This window comes from Bacillus sp. JZ109, from assembly GCF_053903135.1.
Window position 1 is genome coordinate 426,342 of sequence record NZ_CP096388.1, and the last position, 18,756, is coordinate 445,097.

General features: G+C 44.8%; 22 protein-coding genes and 1 pseudogene. 22 read left to right on the forward strand and 1 reads right to left on the reverse strand.

Annotated features, from left to right (window positions below; all coding sequences use genetic code 11):
- The first annotated feature begins 12 nt into the window (after window positions 1–12).
- The 4 genes from atpA (at window position 13) to M1D94_RS02250 (ending at window position 4,330) form a co-directional block, all read left to right on the forward strand.
- The gene (gene atpA / locus M1D94_RS02235) at window positions 13–1,521 is read left to right on the forward strand and encodes a F0F1 ATP synthase subunit alpha (protein WP_014481186.1); all 1,509 of its coding nucleotides are present in this window, start codon (window positions 13–15) and stop codon (window positions 1,519–1,521) included.
- Between the two features lie 76 nt (window positions 1,522–1,597).
- Window positions 1,598–2,461, forward strand: coding sequence for an ATP synthase F1 subunit gamma (gene atpG, locus M1D94_RS02240; protein WP_424926099.1), 864 nt, complete (start codon window positions 1,598–1,600; stop codon window positions 2,459–2,461).
- 25 nt (window positions 2,462–2,486) lie between these two features.
- Window positions 2,487–3,908, forward strand: a complete 1,422-nt coding sequence (gene atpD / locus M1D94_RS02245) for a F0F1 ATP synthase subunit beta (RefSeq protein WP_003227686.1) — start codon at window positions 2,487–2,489, stop codon at window positions 3,906–3,908.
- A gap of 23 nt (window positions 3,909–3,931) precedes the next feature.
- A complete protein-coding gene (locus tag M1D94_RS02250; RefSeq protein ID WP_021480810.1) occupies window positions 3,932–4,330 on the forward strand; it encodes a F0F1 ATP synthase subunit epsilon in 399 nt (132 codons plus the stop codon).
- A gap of 32 nt (window positions 4,331–4,362) precedes the next feature.
- On the opposite strand, the gene M1D94_RS02255 is transcribed toward M1D94_RS02250, so the two are convergent.
- Window positions 4,363–4,836: a hypothetical protein gene (locus M1D94_RS02255; RefSeq protein WP_043940215.1), complete on the reverse strand. Its 474-nt coding sequence runs from the start codon at window positions 4,834–4,836 to the stop codon at window positions 4,363–4,365.
- A gap of 169 nt (window positions 4,837–5,005) precedes the next feature.
- Between M1D94_RS02255 and M1D94_RS02260 the strand changes: the two genes are divergently transcribed.
- The 18 genes and pseudogenes from M1D94_RS02260 (at window position 5,006) to ureC (ending at window position 18,691) form a co-directional block, all read left to right on the forward strand.
- Window positions 5,006–5,236, forward strand: a complete 231-nt coding sequence (locus tag M1D94_RS02260; RefSeq protein ID WP_003227691.1) for a DUF1146 family protein — start codon at window positions 5,006–5,008, stop codon at window positions 5,234–5,236.
- Between the two features lie 134 nt (window positions 5,237–5,370).
- The gene (locus M1D94_RS02265; RefSeq protein WP_032727046.1) at window positions 5,371–6,111 is read left to right on the forward strand and encodes a YwmB family TATA-box binding protein; all 741 of its coding nucleotides are present in this window, start codon (window positions 5,371–5,373) and stop codon (window positions 6,109–6,111) included.
- 33 nt (window positions 6,112–6,144) lie between these two features.
- Window positions 6,145–7,455, forward strand: coding sequence for a UDP-N-acetylglucosamine 1-carboxyvinyltransferase (gene murA, locus M1D94_RS02270; RefSeq protein WP_003227695.1), 1,311 nt, complete (start codon window positions 6,145–6,147; stop codon window positions 7,453–7,455).
- Between the two features lie 195 nt (window positions 7,456–7,650).
- A complete protein-coding gene (gene spoIID, locus M1D94_RS02275; protein ID WP_014478250.1) occupies window positions 7,651–8,682 on the forward strand; it encodes a stage II sporulation protein D in 1,032 nt (343 codons plus the stop codon).
- 385 nt (window positions 8,683–9,067) lie between these two features.
- Window positions 9,068–9,751: a vWA domain-containing protein gene (locus M1D94_RS02280; protein WP_003227700.1), complete on the forward strand. Its 684-nt coding sequence runs from the start codon at window positions 9,068–9,070 to the stop codon at window positions 9,749–9,751.
- A gap of 130 nt (window positions 9,752–9,881) precedes the next feature.
- Window positions 9,882–10,022 carry a hypothetical protein gene (locus M1D94_RS02285; RefSeq protein WP_014478246.1) on the forward strand — a complete coding sequence of 47 codons (141 nt, stop codon included), beginning with the start codon at window positions 9,882–9,884 and terminating at the stop codon, window positions 10,020–10,022.
- 52 nt (window positions 10,023–10,074) lie between these two features.
- Window positions 10,075–10,749: a vWA domain-containing protein gene (locus tag M1D94_RS02290; protein ID WP_003243553.1), complete on the forward strand. Its 675-nt coding sequence runs from the start codon at window positions 10,075–10,077 to the stop codon at window positions 10,747–10,749.
- 94 nt (window positions 10,750–10,843) lie between these two features.
- Window positions 10,844–11,005 (forward strand): hypothetical protein, encoded by a 162-nt coding sequence (locus M1D94_RS02295; protein ID WP_021480806.1) that lies wholly within the window; start codon window positions 10,844–10,846, stop codon window positions 11,003–11,005.
- Window positions 11,006–11,237: 232 nt separating this feature from the next.
- Window positions 11,238–12,026, forward strand: a complete 789-nt coding sequence (gene fdhD, locus M1D94_RS02300; protein ID WP_003227709.1) for a formate dehydrogenase accessory sulfurtransferase FdhD — start codon at window positions 11,238–11,240, stop codon at window positions 12,024–12,026.
- 15 nt (window positions 12,027–12,041) lie between these two features.
- Window positions 12,042–13,067: a GTP 3',8-cyclase MoaA gene (moaA, locus tag M1D94_RS02305; protein WP_015483814.1), complete on the forward strand. Its 1,026-nt coding sequence runs from the start codon at window positions 12,042–12,044 to the stop codon at window positions 13,065–13,067.
- 192 nt (window positions 13,068–13,259) lie between these two features.
- Window positions 13,260–14,393, forward strand: a complete 1,134-nt coding sequence (gene rapB / locus M1D94_RS02310) for a response regulator aspartate phosphatase RapB (protein ID WP_014478242.1) — start codon at window positions 13,260–13,262, stop codon at window positions 14,391–14,393.
- Between the two features lie 153 nt (window positions 14,394–14,546).
- Window positions 14,547–15,026 (forward strand): hypothetical protein, encoded by a 480-nt coding sequence (locus M1D94_RS02315; protein ID WP_003244390.1) that lies wholly within the window; start codon window positions 14,547–14,549, stop codon window positions 15,024–15,026.
- A gap of 72 nt (window positions 15,027–15,098) precedes the next feature.
- Complete coding sequence (gene csbD / locus M1D94_RS02320) at window positions 15,099–15,287, forward strand: stress response protein CsbD (protein WP_003227718.1); 189 nt, start codon at window positions 15,099–15,101, stop codon at window positions 15,285–15,287.
- A 211-nt stretch (window positions 15,288–15,498) separates the two neighbouring features.
- Window positions 15,499–15,711, forward strand: a pseudogene (locus tag M1D94_RS02325) (urea ABC transporter substrate-binding protein); the annotation flags it as partial.
- Window positions 15,712–15,943: 232 nt separating this feature from the next.
- Entirely contained in the window at window positions 15,944–16,102 is a 159-nt protein-coding gene (locus tag M1D94_RS02330; protein ID WP_142388230.1) for a hypothetical protein, read from the forward strand.
- 194 nt (window positions 16,103–16,296) lie between these two features.
- A complete protein-coding gene (gene ureA, locus M1D94_RS02335) occupies window positions 16,297–16,614 on the forward strand; it encodes an urease subunit gamma (RefSeq protein WP_003227724.1) in 318 nt (105 codons plus the stop codon).
- On the forward strand, window positions 16,611–16,985 hold the full coding sequence (gene ureB, locus M1D94_RS02340; RefSeq protein WP_003227726.1) for an urease subunit beta: 375 nt from the start codon (window positions 16,611–16,613) through the stop codon (window positions 16,983–16,985). The genes ureA and ureB overlap by 4 nt, the downstream gene beginning before the upstream one ends.
- Window positions 16,982–18,691 carry an urease subunit alpha gene (gene ureC, locus M1D94_RS02345; protein WP_049140963.1) on the forward strand — a complete coding sequence of 570 codons (1,710 nt, stop codon included), beginning with the start codon at window positions 16,982–16,984 and terminating at the stop codon, window positions 18,689–18,691. Before ureB ends, ureC begins: the two co-directional genes overlap by 4 nt.
- Window positions 18,692–18,756 lie beyond the last annotated feature (65 nt).

Here is an 18,756-nt window from a genome sequence, read left to right on the forward strand (position 1 = left end):
GGTGAAACCTAAGTGAGCATCAAAGCTGAAGAGATTAGCACGCTGATAAAACAGCAAATACAAAATTATCAATCTGATATTGAAGTTCAAGACGTAGGTACAGTCATCCAAGTCGGTGACGGTATTGCACGTGTGCACGGCCTTGACAACTGTATGGCCGGTGAACTTGTCGAATTTTCAAACGGTGTTTTGGGTATGGCTCAAAACCTTGAGGAATCAAACGTAGGTATCGTCATCTTAGGACCTTTCAGTGAGATCCGTGAGGGAGACGAAGTAAAAAGAACAGGCCGCATCATGGAGGTTCCTGTTGGTGAAGAGTTAATCGGCCGTATTGTAAACCCGCTAGGCCAGCCGGTTGACGGACTAGGCCCGATTCTGACAAGCAAAACTCGTCCGATCGAAAGCCCTGCACCAGGCGTTATGGACCGTAAATCCGTTCATGAACCGCTTCAAACCGGTATCAAAGCGATCGATGCACTGATTCCAATCGGCCGCGGCCAGCGTGAGCTGATCATCGGTGACCGTCAAACAGGTAAAACATCTGTTGCGATCGATGCGATCCTGAACCAAAAAGACCAAGACATGATCTGCGTATATGTTGCGATCGGTCAAAAAGAATCAACAGTCCGCGGCGTAGTAGAAACATTGCGTAAACACGGCGCGCTTGATTATACAATTGTTGTAACGGCGTCTGCGTCACAGCCGGCACCGCTTCTGTACCTGGCACCGTATGCTGGGGTTACAATGGCAGAAGAATTTATGTACAGCGGCAAGCACGTTCTTGTTGTATACGATGATCTTTCTAAACAAGCGGCTGCTTACCGTGAGCTGTCCTTGCTTCTTCGCCGTCCGCCAGGCCGTGAAGCGTTCCCTGGGGATGTATTCTATCTTCATTCCCGTCTGCTTGAGCGTGCAGCAAAGCTTAGCGACGCGAAAGGCGCAGGATCAATTACAGCTCTGCCGTTCGTAGAAACACAAGCCGGAGATATCTCTGCTTATATTCCGACGAACGTCATTTCCATCACCGACGGACAGATCTTCCTGCAATCTGATTTGTTCTTCTCAGGCGTACGTCCAGCGATCAATGCCGGATTGTCTGTATCCCGTGTCGGCGGCTCAGCGCAAATCAAAGCGATGAAAAAAGTATCAGGTACTTTGCGTCTTGACCTTGCGTCATACCGTGAGCTGGAAGCATTCGCTCAATTCGGTTCTGACCTCGACCAAGCGACTCAGGCAAAACTGAACCGCGGTGCGCGTACAGTTGAAGTGCTGAAGCAGGATCTGAACAAGCCGCTTCCGGTTGAAAAGCAAGTAGCCATTCTTTATGCGCTGACAAAAGGATATCTCGATGATATTCCTGTGGCGGATATCAGACGTTTTGAAGAAGAGTACTACATGTACCTTGACCAAAACCATAAAGACCTGCTTGACGGAATTGCGAAAACAGGAAACCTTCCTGCTGATGAAGACTTCAATGCTGCAATCGAAGGCTTCAAACGCACATTTGCACCAAGCAACTAACTCGAATGCTGATGAGAGAAAAAGGTTCTCTTTTTCTCTCTTTTTACGCAGATGAAGAGAAAAGGTGGTGAAATCTTTGGCCTCATTACGCGATATTAAGTCAAGGATCACGTCAACGAAAAAAACAAGTCAGATTACAAAAGCCATGCAGATGGTATCTGCGGCTAAGCTGAATCGTGCTGAAAACAATGCAAAATCATTTGTGCCATATATGGATAAAATTCAAGAGGTTGTGTCAAACGTCGGAAGAGTTTCCGGCAACGTGAAGCACCCGATGCTTCTCAGCAGAGAAGTGAAAAAAACGGCATACCTTATCATTACGTCTGACCGCGGTCTTGCCGGCGCTTTTAACAGTTCGGTTTTACGGAGTGCTTATCAGGCCATGCAAGAACGTCATCAGTCTAAGGATGAGTATGCGGTGATTGCCATCGGAAGAGTGGGCCGTGATTTCTTTAAGAAACGTGAGATTCCGATCATTTCCGAGTTAACAGGACTTGGGGATGAAGTGACGTTTACAGAAATTAAAGATCTTGCCCGTCAAACGATCCAAATGTTTATAGACGGTGCGTTTGATGAATTGCACCTTGTTTATAACCATTTTGTCAGCGCCATTACTCAAGAAGTAACGGAGAAAAAACTTCTGCCGTTATCTGATTTGGGCAGCGGCGGCGGAAAAAGAACGGCGTCTTATGAATTTGAACCATCTGAAGAGGAGGTTCTGGAGGTTTTGCTTCCTCAATATGCAGAAAGCTTAATCTTCGGTGCGCTTCTTGACAGTAAAGCAAGTGAGCACGCTGCAAGAATGACGGCGATGAAAAATGCGACAGACAACGCGAAGGAACTTATCGATTCACTTTCGCTATCTTACAACCGCGCTCGCCAAGCAGCCATCACACAAGAAATAACAGAAATTGTCGGCGGAGCAGCCGCTTTAGAATAGAAAGATTTTGTCAGGAGGGATAGCGATGAAGAAAGGACGCGTTAGCCAGGTATTAGGACCGGTCGTCGACGTGCGTTTTGAAGACGGTCACTTGCCTGAAATTTATAATGCGATTAAAATTTCACAGCCAGCTGCAAGTGAAAACGAAGTAGGTATTGATTTAACGCTTGAGGTCGCTCTTCATTTAGGTGATGATACAGTCCGTACAATCGCAATGGCATCTACAGATGGTGTTCAGCGCGGTATGGAAGCTGTAGATACAGGAGCGCCAATCTCAGTACCGGTTGGTGATGTAACACTTGGACGTGTATTTAACGTTCTCGGAGAAAATATTGATTTGAATGAGCCGGTTCCTGCGGATGCGAAAAAGGATCCGATTCACAGACAGGCGCCTTCATTCGATCAGCTTTCAACAGAAGTTGAAATTCTTGAAACAGGTATTAAGGTTGTTGATTTGCTTGCTCCTTACATTAAGGGCGGTAAAATCGGATTGTTCGGTGGTGCCGGTGTAGGTAAAACCGTATTAATCCAGGAATTAATCAACAACATCGCGCAAGAGCACGGCGGTATCTCTGTATTCGCCGGCGTAGGAGAGCGTACTCGTGAAGGGAACGACCTTTTCTACGAAATGAGTGACTCTGGCGTTATCAACAAAACAGCCATGGTATTCGGACAAATGAACGAGCCGCCGGGCGCACGTATGCGTGTTGCTTTGACAGGCCTTACAATGGCTGAGCACTTCCGTGATGTACAAGGACAGGACGTACTGTTCTTCATCGATAACATTTTCCGTTTCACACAAGCGGGTTCAGAGGTTTCAGCCCTTCTTGGCCGTATGCCTTCAGCGGTTGGTTATCAGCCGACGCTTGCAACTGAGATGGGTCAGCTCCAAGAGCGTATCACGTCTACGAACGTTGGATCAGTTACATCTATCCAGGCGATCTACGTGCCTGCCGATGACTACACTGACCCGGCGCCGGCAACAACGTTCGCTCACTTGGATGCGACAACAAACCTTGAGCGTAAATTAACTGAAATGGGTATTTACCCTGCGGTTGATCCGTTGGCATCTACATCACGCGCCCTTGCTCCTGAAATTGTTGGAGAAGAGCACTATGCGGTTGCGCGTGAAGTACAGTCAACGCTTCAGCGTTACAAAGAGCTTCAAGATATCATTGCGATTCTCGGTATGGATGAATTAGGCGAGGAAGACAAACTTGTCGTTCACCGCGCACGCCGTATCCAGTTCTTCCTTTCTCAGAACTTCCACGTGGCTGAACAGTTCACTGGACAAAAAGGTTCTTACGTGCCTGTAAAAGAGACGGTACAAGGCTTCAAAGAAATCTTAGCCGGTAAATATGACCATCTTCCAGAAGATGCGTTCCGTCTTGTAGGCCGTATTGAAGAAGTTGTTGAGAAAGCAAAAGAAATGGGTGTAGAAGTTTAATCTGGTCCTAGGAGGGTAAAAGCATGAAGACCGTTAAAGTCAATATCGTTACTCCCGACGGCCCAGTATACGATGCGGATATCGAAATGGTGAGTGTGAGAGCCGAAAGCGGCGATCTCGGTATTTTGCCAGGCCATATTCCTACCGTGGCTCCTCTTAAAATCGGCGCTGTCCGTCTGAAAAAAGACGGGCAGACTGAAATGGTTGCCGTCAGCGGCGGTTTTGTAGAAGTCCGTCCTGATCAGGTCACCATCCTTGCCCAGGCTGCCGAGACAGCAGAAGGCATCGATAAAGAGCGCGCTGAAGCTGCACGCCAGCGGGCGCAGGAGCGTTTGAATACTCAATCAGATGATACTGACATTCGTCGGGCTGAGCTTGCGTTACAGCGGGCTTTGAACAGATTGGATGTAGCAGGGAAATAAGAAAAATCCTTCTCTTTATGAGAAGGATTTTTTTATGAACGCACAAGAGAATCAAACAGCGATAACAGCGGGCGATCCTCTTTTTGGCGCAGGTATAAACCATCACAGGCATTCATTGTATGCCACGATTTGCGATGTCTTCTAAAGCCAAGTGTATAAGCGCCGTCTTTATAGGGATAAGGTTTTACAACCCATTCAGCATCTTCATGGCGGGCAATCACGCAATCTATAAGATAAACACTGATCATTTTCTCGAATTCTTCAATAGGAAGATTCCAATCAGCAAGCAAAAGCTCTTGTATACTTTGAAAATAAAGGTTTTCAAGCTCTTCAAGGCTTTCTCTCGTATAGGTAAGAGAAATGTTAAAAAACTGACACAATTCATTCAGTTCTTCAATCTGTGACTGTCTATAATCATAATAGAATGCAATTGCTTCCCATTCCTGATCAAAAATTGGCAGGTCCTCACCATATTGCTTTTCAGGCTGAAAAAAAGAATGATTCACATTTGCCAGCTCCTTTCCAATAAAGTATACCATGTAAAAGAATCGCACTTTAAGCGGGGATTAGCCCTAGATTTGGCTGATTATTCCGTTCTGTATAAAATGTATCATCTTTATCTGTGCTTCTTATATAATAAGAAAGGGTATGAACGCAGAGAAAGGAGTGTAATAGATGAGTGTATTGGGACAGCAGGCTGCAATCGGCATTGTCGTTCACCTGATTTTTATAGCAGTGACTTGGTGGGCGTTGCAAGCCGTCAATATAGATCCGTTAATCAAAAAAGGCAAAGTCGTGCAGGCTAGACTCCTGATGATTTTGCTGACAATTGCCATTGGAACGGCCGTTGCCAATTTCTTTTTAGATTATCTCAATTATTCACAGCAGCTTCCCTATCTATTTTAATAGGTTTTGAACATTATTATCATTAAATGGTTGGGAGAAGCGGGTTGAAGCGAATAGCTCGAGTTTTGACGAAGATTTTTACGTATGGCGCCTCTTGCCTCCGGTAAAACTGGGGATAAGGGGGAGAGATGAACATGAAGAAAAAACAAGTAAGCCACGCTATTATCATTTCCGTCATGTTAAGCTTCGTCATTGCTGTTTTCCATACCATTCATGCGAGTGAATTAACGCCGTTAGCAAAAATGGCAGAGGGGATGGAACGCCAAGATGTGTCAATAGATAAGTGGACATTGCATGCAAAACAAAACATGTCACTGACCGAAAAAGAATTTTATCAAAAAGTGCAACGTTTAAAATCAGAGTATCGTCAATATGATTGGGTGATTGCACGGGAAGATAAAATGATAAAGGCAATTGGCACATATACTGACAAAAAAAATCGTACTTCTTTTAGACTGCAGCTTGTCACAACCCTCAAAAAACACAATCCAACTTCGTATTTATTATATGAGCAAATGAGTCTAGAGACACCGGATAGCTGGAATGATACATATGAACAGTTTGAACGGGAGACACTTGGGATATTCCAAGAAAAAGTAGTTATTTTTACTTGTCTAAATGGTCACTTAGATGATAATATGAATATTGTTTTGCAAAAAAAAGCAAATCAGTTATTAAATGAATTTCAAGCAAGATCAGTAGAACATGTAGTTGAGCCAAATTTCGTTTCTATTTCTGCGTTTACAGATGAGTGGGAAGAGTACATTATGACCTCGAAACATAAAATGAATTTGCAAATTGCACTTAGAAGTGCAGGAATGGGCGGAAAACATACCGTTACGGTTGGCACACCAATCGTTACGACTGAATATTAATATAGAGAATTTAGGGACGCGGAGGGGAATACCTTGGAAAAAATCATCGTCCGCGGCGGTCAGAAGTTAAACGGCACAGTCAAAGTTGAAGGCGCTAAAAATGCCGTTTTACCTGTTATCGCTGCATCTTTATTAGCAAGTGAAGAAAAAAGCGTAATTTGTGATGTACCTACGCTCTCCGATGTATATACAATTAACGAAGTGTTGCGTCATTTAGGAGCAGATGTGCATTTTGAAAATAATGAAGTTACTGTAAATGCTTCATACGCTTTGCAAACTGAAGCACCTTTTGAATATGTTCGTAAAATGCGTGCGTCTGTGCTTGTCATGGGGCCGCTTCTTGCGCGTACAGGTCATGCAAGAGTTGCACTTCCGGGCGGATGCGCAATTGGTTCCAGACCGATTGATCAGCATTTAAAAGGTTTTGAAGCAATGGGCGCAGAAATCAAAGTCGGTAATGGCTTCATTGAAGCTGAAGTAAAAGGCCGACTGCAAGGCGCAAAAATTTATCTGGACTTCCCAAGTGTAGGAGCTACAGAGAACCTGATTATGGCAGCCGCTCTAGCTGAAGGAACAACAACGCTGGAAAACGTGGCAAAAGAACCCGAAATCGTTGATTTAGCAAACTATATCAACGGCATGGGCGGAAAAATCCGCGGAGCTGGCACCGGCACCATCAAAATTGAAGGAGTCGAAAAGCTTCACGGCGTAAAACACCATATTATTCCTGACCGTATTGAAGCGGGCACATTTATGGTTGCTGCTGCAATCACTGAAGGAAACGTATTAGTAAAAGGAGCGGTTCCTGAGCACCTCACCTCTTTAATTGCAAAAATGGAAGAGATGGGTGTAACAATTAAGGATGAAGGTGAAGGCCTGCGTGTCATCGGCCCGAAAGAACTTAAACCGATTGACATCAAAACAATGCCTCACCCGGGCTTCCCGACTGATATGCAGTCACAAATGATGGCGCTTCTGCTTCGTGCAAGCGGCACAAGCATGATTACAGAAACCGTTTTTGAAAACCGTTTTATGCATGCGGAAGAATTCCGCCGTATGAATGGTGATATCAAGATTGAAGGACGTTCTGTCATCATTAACGGTCCTGTACAGCTTCAGGGAGCTGAAGTTGCAGCGACTGATTTGCGTGCAGGTGCAGCGCTGATTCTTGCGGGGTTAGTGGCTGAAGGTCACACACGTGTTACTGAATTGAAGCACTTAGACCGCGGTTACGTTGATTTCCATCAGAAGCTTGCCGCTCTGGGCGCAGACATCGAACGTGTAAATGATGAGTCTGCTTCTGAGCAAGAGAATAAAGAAGTCGTTTCTGACTTAAATGCATAAACTTACTTGAAAATCAGTATGTCACTCTGGCATACTGGTTTTTTATTTTTTGTGTATTATCATCATTATGCGCAAAATAGCAAAAAAGAATACGTAAATGACAAATAAAGTTTCTGTCCAAAACGAGAGTCATATTAGCTTGTCCCTGCCCATAGACTAGACTAGAGTCGAATCCCGAGCAGGAGGCAGCTGAATATGAAACAATTCGCAATCACACTATCCGTACTATGTGCATTGATTCTCTTGGTTCCCACACTCTTGGTTATACCATTCCAGCATAATAAGGAAGCGGGGGCCAGCGTAGAATCAGAAAAGACAGCAGTCAGCACGAAACCAGCATCGAAAGGAGCAGAAACATTGAAAGCATCACCTGTTTCTATTCCCGTCTATCGAACCGCAAATCAATCCGTAGAAAACATTCCGCTTGAAGAGTATGTGATTGGAGTCGTCGCCTCCGAAATGCCGGCAACCTTTGAATCTGAAGCACTGAAAGCCCAGGCCCTCGCCGCCAGAACATTTATTGTCAGACTGATGGTGTCAAATTCAGCGGTTGAGGCTCCTAAAGGCTCACTGGTGGATGATACACAGATGTTCCAGGTGTATAAAAACAAAGCGGAGCTGAAAAAACAGTGGGGCACAAGCTATGAGACAAAACTGAAGAAAATCACAGCTGCGGTAGCCAGTACGCAAGGCAAAATCTTAACGTACAACAACCAGCCGATTGAAGCCTCCTTTTTCTCCACAAGCAACGGCTACACAGAGAATGCAGAAGCTTATTGGACAAGTGCTATCCCATATTTAAAAAGCGTCAAAAGCCCATGGGATAAAAAGTCTCCGAAATATAAGGCAACGAAAACCTTTACAGCGGCAGAATTTCAGCAAAAGCTTGGCGTCAAGCTGGATGGATCTAGCGCAGTAGGGAAGATTACCGGCGAGACACCGGGCCACCAGGTCGCAACTGCCGTCATTAACGGCAAGACGCTGAAAGGAAGAGACATACGTGAAAAGCTGGGTCTCAACTCCGCCGATTTTGAATGGAAGCGAAATGGAGACACAATTACAGTCACGACGAGAGGATTTGGCCACGGTGTTGGGATGAGCCAATACGGAGCGAATTTTATGGCCAAAGAAGGCAAAACGGTTGATGACATTGTAAAGTACTATTACCAAGGCACACAAATTTCTGAGGCAGATGCGTTTTTGAATAAATATATGGCGAAAAAGTAGAAAAAGACGCTCTTTGGGCGTCTTTTTCTGTTCCTGAATGTCTTTTATCTAAGAGCGGCTGAAACGGTTTAGAGGAGCTTCTGACCGTCTTTAAGGATCAGTCCTTTTTTCCTGATTTCAGGCTTTGAGATTGTGGTAAAGTCATCCACATTTGTCGACAGACTTCGACAGACTCATATAACGAAAGCCGAAAGGCGGACAATCTTCTCTTTTCATAGGGGCGTTAGGTGGAAATCACTAATAAAAACATAGGTTTCTATGCAAAAGTAAACAACAGCAATGGGGAAGCCCGCCCTATTTATTTCTCGGTTTTTGTTGATTACGATAGATTATGTTCAGCGTTGAACATCTGCACGCAGAAACAAATTGGTAAAGGGGTACGAACATGAAGAAAAGATTTTCACTGATCATGATGACAGGATTGCTTTTTGGATTAACTTCACCTGCTTTTGCAGCTGAAAAGACAGAAACGGAGGCTAAAGCGCCGGCGAACGTGGCGGTCTTGCTTGATGCCAGCGGAAGTATGGCGAAAAGAATAGATGGTGTATCTAAATTTAATTCAGCCAAAAAAGAAATTTCAAAGTTTGCGAGCTCATTGCCAGAAGGAACTCAGGTGAAAATGAGCGTGTTTGGCTCTGAAGGAAACAATAAAAATTCCGGAAAAGTTCAGTCATGTGAAGCCATTCGCAACGTATACGGCTTCCAAAGCTTTAACGAGCAAAGCTTCCTCAATTCTCTCAATACAATTGGGCCGACTGGCTGGACGCCAATTGCCAAAGCGCTGAACGAAGCGAAATCTTCTTTTGACCAGCTTGATGCAAAAGGGGAAAAAGTGGTGTATCTGTTGACAGACGGTGAGGAAACGTGTGGAGGAAACCCGATTAAAACAGCAAAGGAACTGCAAAAAGACAATATCACTGTTAATGTGATCGGCTTTGATTATAAAGAGGGATACAAAGGCCAGCTGAACGCAATTGCGAAAGTAGGCGGCGGTGAATACTTCCCGGCTTATACCCAAAAAGATGTTGAGAAAATTTTCACTCAGCAATCACTAATGTTATCTAAATAAGAAAAAAGAGGCTGGTGATGGTCAGCCTCTTTTTGTATGTAACAAAAACTTCAAAACTAATTAGCTGTCTGCCTGTAGCATAGTAGCAGATTTCCGTTTTTCTGTCATAATCAAGGCGAAAAAAGAATGAATGATCACACAATCTGTTTATGCTTTCTGGGCGGAAATGGCTAAAAATGAACGGCATTTCAAGCGATTTTGGACAGATCGTGAAAGCAGCACAAAAGGCAGCATGTCCTATATCTTTTTGCATTTTCGTATTCTAGCATAAAGAAGAATCCAACATATAGTTGGAAAATATGAAAAAGAAAGGAAGTAATCGTATGAAAAAATTGCTGGCTGCCGGTATCATTGGATTGTTGACTGTTTCCATTGCCTCCCCGTCTTTTGCCGCTGAGAAACAGGCTGATACAAATGTAGCTGTTTTGTTTGACGGAAGCGGAAGCATGGTTCAAAAAACAGGAGGAGAGCGCAAAATAGACATTGCCAAAAAATCAGTAAAATCTTTTGCCGAACTTCTTCCAAAGGATACAAATCTTATGCTTCGCGTTTTCGGGCATGCGGGGAACAATAAACTATCCGGTAAAGCCCTTTCGTGCAGTACGACGGAAACCATTTACGGTCTTCATCCATATGAAGGGTCTCTGTTTGACAATTCATTGAGTGAGCTCAAGCCGACTGGATGGACACCGATTGCCAAAGCACTTGCAGACACAAGAAAAGAATTTGAAGCATTTGACGCAGACGGGAAAAACGTGGTGTATTTAATCACTGACGGTGAAGAAACGTGCGGCGGAGACCCTGCGGCGGAAATCGAAAAGCTCCGTGCATCAAATGTGGATACGATTGTAAACATCATTGGCTTCAACTTTGATGTCAAGGGTAATGAAGAGATGAAACAAGCAGCTGTCGCTGGCGGCGGAGAATATATTTCAGCGAACAGTGCGGATGAGTTCGAACAGGCTTGGGAAAAAGAAGCACAAAAATTTACTGAGTAAGGAACCTAAAAATCAGGCGCTCCCCCAGGCGCCTTTTTTTATTGGTTTAAAAACAATTTGGGCGGGAATGATACCCTAAAAAGGGGTTGAACATATGAAATTATTAGGAATGATTTTTCTTATAGCCACCGTTGCATTTATATTGCTTGGTGTTCTTCTAAAACTGGCAGCCTTCTTTTTTGTCAGCATTCTCACCTTGATCGCAGCTATTGTGCTGTTTACGGTTCTGAAAAAGAATCAGTATAATCAACCATAGAGTCCTTTCTATAGAGGGCTCTCAGCGTGTCGACAAACCCCGCGTTCGTTGTCAATGCACATTGGTAAAAGGAATGGTGGCTAAATGCTTAGGCGCCCTGCCTAAACACCGCCGTCATCACATCCTGTGAAAGCCCTTTATATAGAGGGCTCTTTTTGTGTCTCAGAATTCGACAAAATCCGAGGAGTGTGAAAAAATATAAAGGCAGGAACATTGCGGAGGGGAAGAGACATTGAACGATAAAGTAACTGCGGTCAGGGATGTATGGCGCTATGAACAAGGGGAAATAAGCAAAGTAGAAGACCGGATGGTGACGGAATTCCCTTTGACAGTGATACTGAATGGCAGTGAATTTGTGACGCTCGTTTGTACGCCTGAGCATATCGAAGAGCTTGTCATCGGATTTCTCGCATCAGAGGGTGTTATACGATTTCAAAAAGAAATTAAAAGGTTTACAATAGATGAAAGTCTCGGTTTTGTATATGTCGACCTCGTTCACCCTGAGACATTGGATCAAAAGGATTATACGAAACGGGTGATCGGCTCATGCTGCGGAAAGGGCCGTCATTTTTATTTTCAGCAGGATGTCAAAACAGCCAAGACGGCTGTCAGCCAAATCAAGATATCGCCTGAGGCATGTCTGGCGCTTATGAAAGACATGCAGCAAGGGAGCGGGACGTTTCAGGATACGGGAGGCGTCCATAATGCGGCGCTTTGCGACACAGAGAAGCTTCTGTTGATGCGCACAGATATCGGTCGGCATAACGCACTTGATAAACTATACGGACACTGCCTTTTAAACGGGATGTCCGTACGCGACAAACTGATTGTGTTCAGCGGCAGAATCTCATCAGAGGTCCTGTTAAAAGCGGCCAAAATCGGCGTGTCGATTGTCATTTCCAAATCGGCCCCGACGGAGCTTGCGATTCAAATGGCTGAAGAATTGAATATCACAGCGATTGGATTTGTCAGAAACGGATCATTTAATGTATATACACACCCTGAGAGAATCAGGGAGTAGGAAGGGGCTGTAGCTATGATTACAGAGTCGCGTCAGATGTTGGATAAAAGAAACAGACCGCTGAGAGACCTTCGCATTTCTGTTACAGACCGCTGCAACTTCCGATGCACGTACTGTATGCCCGCCGAATTATTCGGCCCTGATTATCCTTTTTTAAAGAAAGAGGAGCTGCTTTCATTTGAGGAGCTGGAACGGCTTGCGACATTGTTTGTCACAAGATTTGGCGTTGAAAAAATCCGCTTGACCGGCGGAGAGCCCCTCATGAGAAAGGATATGCCGGAGTTAATCAAAAAACTGGCCCGCATACCGGGTATTCGTGACATCGCGATGACGACAAACGGATCACTGCTGCCTGTTTATGCTAAGAGGCTCAAGGAGGCTGGGCTGAAAAGGGTTACGATCAGCCTTGATTCTTTAGAAGACGAGCGTTTTAAGAAGATAAACGGGCGCGGTGTTTCTGTCAGCAAGGTGCTGGAAGGCATTGAAGCGGCGAAGCAAGCGGGGCTCGGTGTTAAAATCAATATGGTCGTTCAAAAGGGCGTCAATGAAAAAGATATACTGCCTATGGCCCGTTATTTTAAAGAAAAAGGGCATATCCTGAGATTCATTGAATTTATGGACGTAGGCAACACCAACCAATGGGAAAAAAAAGACGTCATGACAAAGGCGGAAATCATAGATTTGATCAATGAACACATGCCTGTTGAGCCGATAGCGCCTAATTATATAGGCGAAGTGGCTTCCAGATTCCGCTACTTGGACGGCTCCGGAGAAATCGGCGTCATATCATCTGTATCTGATGCGTTCTGCGGATCTTGCAACAGAGCCCGTCTTTCTGCAAGAGGAGAGCTGTTTACCTGCTTATTCGCTTCAAGCGGATTTGACCTCAGAGCTCCGGTTCGCCAGGAATTAAGTGATGACGAACTATCAGAAATGATCGGGACAGTATGGAAAAATCGGATCGATCAGTATTCAGTCGATCGTACGCTATCAAAAGCATCTGGCAAAAAGAAAGTGGAAATGTCTTATATTGGCGGGTAAAATGAAGTCAAAAGCTTATCGGCACTGTCCGGTAAGCTTTTTTATTAGAATCCGAGTGCAAAAAATACGTATAAAAACCGAAATATATAAGGATAGGCATAAAGAAGGAATCATTGTAAGAAAATTTAATTCCAAAGCCATACATTATGATAAAATATAACCAATTAGAAAATTAGAAAGGGTTGGAGGGGCATGGCCGCGTACGAGATCCCGTCATCTCAAGTAGGAGTGAAAATCAATAAGTGGTATAAGCACATTTTAGCATTTCAAGTGGCTGATGCCGTAAAGCTGAAGGAAGAAATTGATCTAGATATAGAACAGATGGAAGAGGATCAGCTGCTTCTCCTGTATTATCAGCTGATCAGCTACCGGCACCAAATTATGCTGGATTATGTAAAGCCTGACCTGCACGAGGAATCTCAGCTTCAATATCGTGAATTGATCAAAACGCTGGAAAGCAATCAGGACAGCATCTCCGGATTATCTGAGTATTATTTTCACTTGTTTAGAGGAATGTACGAATTTGAACAGAACAATTACATCTCGGCTATATCCTTTTATCGGAAAGCTGAGAAGATGCTTGCGTTTGTAGAAGATGAAATTGAAAGAGCGGAATTTCATTTTAAAGTGGCGGAAGTCTTTTATATTATGAAGCAGACGCACTTTTCCATGAACCACGCCGTACAGGCGCTGGAGACGTATAAGGCTCACGATTTTTACAGAGTCAGAAGAATTCAATGCCATTTCGTCATATCAGGAAACTACATTGACTACAGAAATTATGAAAAAGCGCTTGAACATTTAGATGACGCGTATCGCCTTGCTTTATTGGAAGGACAGCCCCGTTTAATCGGATCAGCCCTTTATAACATTGGGAATTGCTATGATGACAAGGGGGAGCTGGATCAGGCCGCCGAATACTTTGAAAAAGCGCTTCCTGTCTTCGAGGATTATCAGCTGGAACAGCTTCCAAAAGCGCTCTTCAGCCTGACTCGCGTTCTTTTCAAAAAACAAGATAGCCAAGCCGCGATGCGGTACTATGAAAAAGGGATTGCCATTGCCCAAAAACGAAACGACTTCTTCAGTCTGGCAAAATATAAATTTCTGCAGGCATTATATGTGGAATCTGTCAATTTGGATATGATTCAAGAAGTATTTGATTATATGGAAGAAAAGGGCCTGTACGTATATATTGAAGAATTTGCTTTAGATGCTGCCTCCTATTTCAGTCATCGCGAACAATATAAAGAAGCGGTGTATTTTTATGAAAAAGCGGTCAGCATGAGAGAGATGATTCAAAGGAACGATTGCTTATATGAAGTATGAGGCAAAACCATCTGCTGGCAGATGGTTTTTTTTTATGCAAAAAAAGGGGAGCATCGGAACGTTTATTTCCGGGGAGAACAGGAAAAATCGCTACAGCACTGTTTTTTGAACAAAAGCCGTTTTGGGATGCATCTGCACGTGAGGGGGAATTCAATGTTTGGTTTTAATGATATGGTGAAGTTTCTGTGGTCTTTCCTCATTGTTCTGCCGCTTGTACAGATTATACATGTTTCAGGGCACAGCTTTATGGCTTTTATTTTTGGCGGAAAAGGATCGTTGGATATAGGCATGGGAAAAACGCTGCTTAAAATTGGACCCATACGGTTCAGAACGATTTATTTTATCGATTCTTTTTGCCGGTACGGGGAGTTGAAAATTGACAATCGATTCTCAAATGCACTCGTGTATGCAGGGGGCTGCTTGTTTAACCTCATCACGATTTTTGCAATCAATCTGCTGATTATACACAGTGTATTAAAGCCGAATGTGTTTTTCTATCAGTTTGTCTATTTTTCTACGTATTATGTGTTTTTTGCCCTGCTGCCGGTCCGATATTCGGAGAAAAAGTCATCAGACGGGCTGGCGATATACAAGGTGCTCCGTTACGGAGAGCGCTACGAAATCGATAAATAACATTAGAATGTTTATTGCCTCTCAGATCGGGAAGGTAACAAGTACACACATAATTGAGAGGGGAGAATTAACATGGGTAACGATAGTGTAAAAGACAAAATGAAGGGCGGCTTCAATAAAGCCAAAGGAGAAGTGAAGGATAAAGTCGGAGATATGGCTGACAGAACGGACATGCAGGCTGAAGGCAAAAAAGATAAGGCGAAAGGCGAAATCCAAAAGGATATCGGGAAAGCCAAGGATAAATTTTCAGATAAAGATTAATCGTACGGAAGAGGCAGGAAACGAAATGTTTCTTGTCTTTTTTTGTTCGCTTTTTCTGATGTGAATAAATATAACAAAAAAAGAAGCTGATTTGGTCAAGGTAACTAAATTTTTTAAATATTCTTTGAATTAATAGGCCTCTTCTATATAATAATGACATAAGTTGTAAACTTTTATTACATCATTTGAGAAATCAAACAAAGGAGTTTGGATGACGGAATGTACTGCACCGAAGAAAGTGTCGGAAGCCAGCGGGAGTGCGAAAAAACAGTTGATATCGACACAAGCGGGATTCAGTGAAGGCCGGAATTCTTCACTCGTTAAGAGGAACGGTGGCGATTAGCGAAGTGACCGTCCATGATGCGGAGTTAATGGCAATAGTCGGGTTCTCGGTATCGTGGAGGACGGCGCCTCAGACTGGCCTCCATGCATGCTTCCGGTTGCGGAGCAAAACAACGGGCTGCCATCAGGAATGTAACGTCTGGTTATGATCAATCGATGGTTTAGCACAGCCTTAGCATAGAGGTTCACCCGGGGCAGATTGTTGCTGTATTAGGCCGCTTTCGGCTAAACAGGGGGGCTATTTGTTTTAATCAAACATTTGTTCAAAACGAAAAGGCGGCCAACAGCAGCAGCTTGCAATTGCCAGAGCGCTGATGGTAAATCTGAAAAATATTTTACTTAATGAACAATTGGAAGGAATTCAGATTTTAATTGTCGAACTAGTCAGACAAGTTATTATAGAAATTTCCAGAAAAAAAGACATTTGTTATCTTAGTCGAGCGCAGTCTGGAAAACGCGTTAATCTGTGCTGACTATCTTTCCGTGATCGACAGGGGAACGGTTGTTGACCATGGCAAGGCTGATGAAGAAACGGCATGCCGCTTTGAAAGGCACCCTACCGTATGACCCCCATTCTCGAAGAAAGGGAGGTGATGTCCCGCCTGCATGCTTCACAAATTCATAGTAACCGCATCCGCTTTATATGACAAAAGAAGGAGGATTACAGATGAAACTGACACCGGTTGAACAAGAAAAATTGCTCATTTTTGCAGCGGGGGAATTAGCCAAACAGCGAAAGGCGCGGGGCGTTCTGCTGAACTATCCTGAGGCTGCTGCTTATATCACCTGCTTTATTATGGAAGGCGCACGTGATGGGAAGGGAGTAGCAGAGCTGATGGAAGCCGGCCGCCATGTATTAACGGAAAAAGATGTGATGGAGGGGGTGCCTGAGATGCTTGACAGCATTCAGGTGGAGGCCACATTTCCGGATGGAGTAAAGCTTGTTACGGTACATCAGCCAATTTCTGCGGAGGTGAAGTCATGAAGCCGGGAGCATTTCAAATTGCTGAGGGAACCATTACGATTAATGAAGGCCGTGAGATACGGGAGGTAACGGTAAAAAACACCGGATCACGCTCCATTCAAGTCGGTTCGCATTTTCATTTTGCGGAGGCCAACGGGGCTTTATTATTTGACCGTGAGCTGGCGATCGGCATGCGTCTTGATGTTCCATCAGGCACGTCGGTCCGTTTTGAGCCTGGAGAGCAGAAAACGGTCTCACTAGTGGAAATCAGAGGACGCAAGACAATTAGAGGGCTGAACGGAATGGCCGACACGTTTATCGATGAACGCGGCAAAGAAAAAACGTTGGCCAACTTAAAACAAGCCGGCTGGATGGAGGGTGTAATCCGATGAAAATGTCACGGGAGGAATATGCGGAACTGTTTGGCCCGACAACGGGCGATAAAATCAGATTGGGCGACACGGATTTATGGATCGAAGTCGAAAGGGATTTCACAGTATATGGTGAAGAAATGATCTTTGGCGGCGGAAAAACAATCCGCGACGGCATGGGCCAAAACGGCAGAATCACAGGGAAGGACGGCGCTTTGGATTTGGTTATCACCAACGTCGTGCTATTGGATTACACAGGCATTGTCAAAGCGGATGTCGGTGTGAAAGACGGCCGGATTGTCGGTGTCGGAAAAAGCGGAAATCCTGATATCATGGATGGAGTCGATCCGCACATGGTCATCGGAGCGGGGACAGAGGTGATTTCCGGTGAAGGCAAAATTTTAACAGCCGGGGGAGTGGACACGCACATTCATTTTATTTGTCCTCAGCAGATGGAAGTTGCGCTTTCTTCAGGTGTGACGACCCTTTTGGGAGGCGGAACAGGACCCGCTACAGGAAGCAAAGCGACAACATGTACATCCGGCGCGTGGTATATGGCAAGGATGCTGGAAGCGGCCGAGGAGTTTCCGATCAATGTCGGCTTCTTAGGGAAAGGGAATGCATCCGATAAAGCGCCGCTGATCGAGCAGGTGGAAGCAGGCGCCATCGGCCTTAAGCTTCATGAAGACTGGGGCACGACGCCAAGCGCCATTAAAACGTGTATGGAAGTCGTGGACGAGGCTGATATTCAAGTTGCCATCCATACCGATACGATTAACGAAGCGGGCTTTTTGGAAAACACGCTCGACGCAATCGGGGACCGGGTCATTCATACTTATCACATTGAAGGTGCAGGCGGCGGCCATGCCCCGGATATTATGAAGCTCGCCTCTTACGCGAACATTCTGCCGTCATCTACAACGCCAACCATTCCTTATACCGTTAATACGATGGATGAGCATCTTGACATGATGATGGTCTGCCACCATTTAGATGCGAAAGTGCCTGAAGATGTGGCGTTCAGCCATTCCAGAATCAGGGCTGCGACGATTGCCGCGGAGGATATTCTCCATGATATCGGTGCGATCAGCATGACATCATCGGATTCCCAAGCGATGGGGCGGGTCGGTGAAGTGATCATCCGAACATGGCAGGTAGCCGATAAAATGAAAAAACAGCGCGGCGCTCTTGCCGGCGAAAACGGGAATGACAATGTGCGCGCAAAACGGTACATTGCCAAATACACGATTAATCCGGCAATTACGCACGGGCTCAGCCATGAAGTCGGCTCGGTGGAAAAAGGGAAGCTTGCTGATCTCGTTCTGTGGGACCCAGTATTTTTCGGCGTAAAACCGGAACTGGTCTTAAAGGGCGGCATGATTGCACGTGCGCAAATGGGAGATCCGAACGCGTCCATCCCGACTCCTGAACCGGTTTTCATGCGCCAAATGTATGCGTCTTACGGAAAAGCCAACCGCTCAACCTCGATTACATTTATGTCTCAGGCAAGCATAGAGCGTGGTGTGGCGGAAAGCTTAGGGCTGGAAAAAAGGATTTCTCCAGTCAAAAATATCAGAAAGCTGAGCAAGCTGGATATGAAGCTGAATTCGGCTTTGCCGAAGATTGAGATTGATCCAAAAACCTATCAGGTCTTTGCTGACGGGGAGGAATTGTCTTGCCAGCCTGTCGATTATGTCCCACTTGGACAAAGATATTTCTTATTCTGATAAGACGCGGCCGGAGTGCATCCGGCCGTTCTATTGACTAAAAACGGTGCACAAAACCCGTGTAT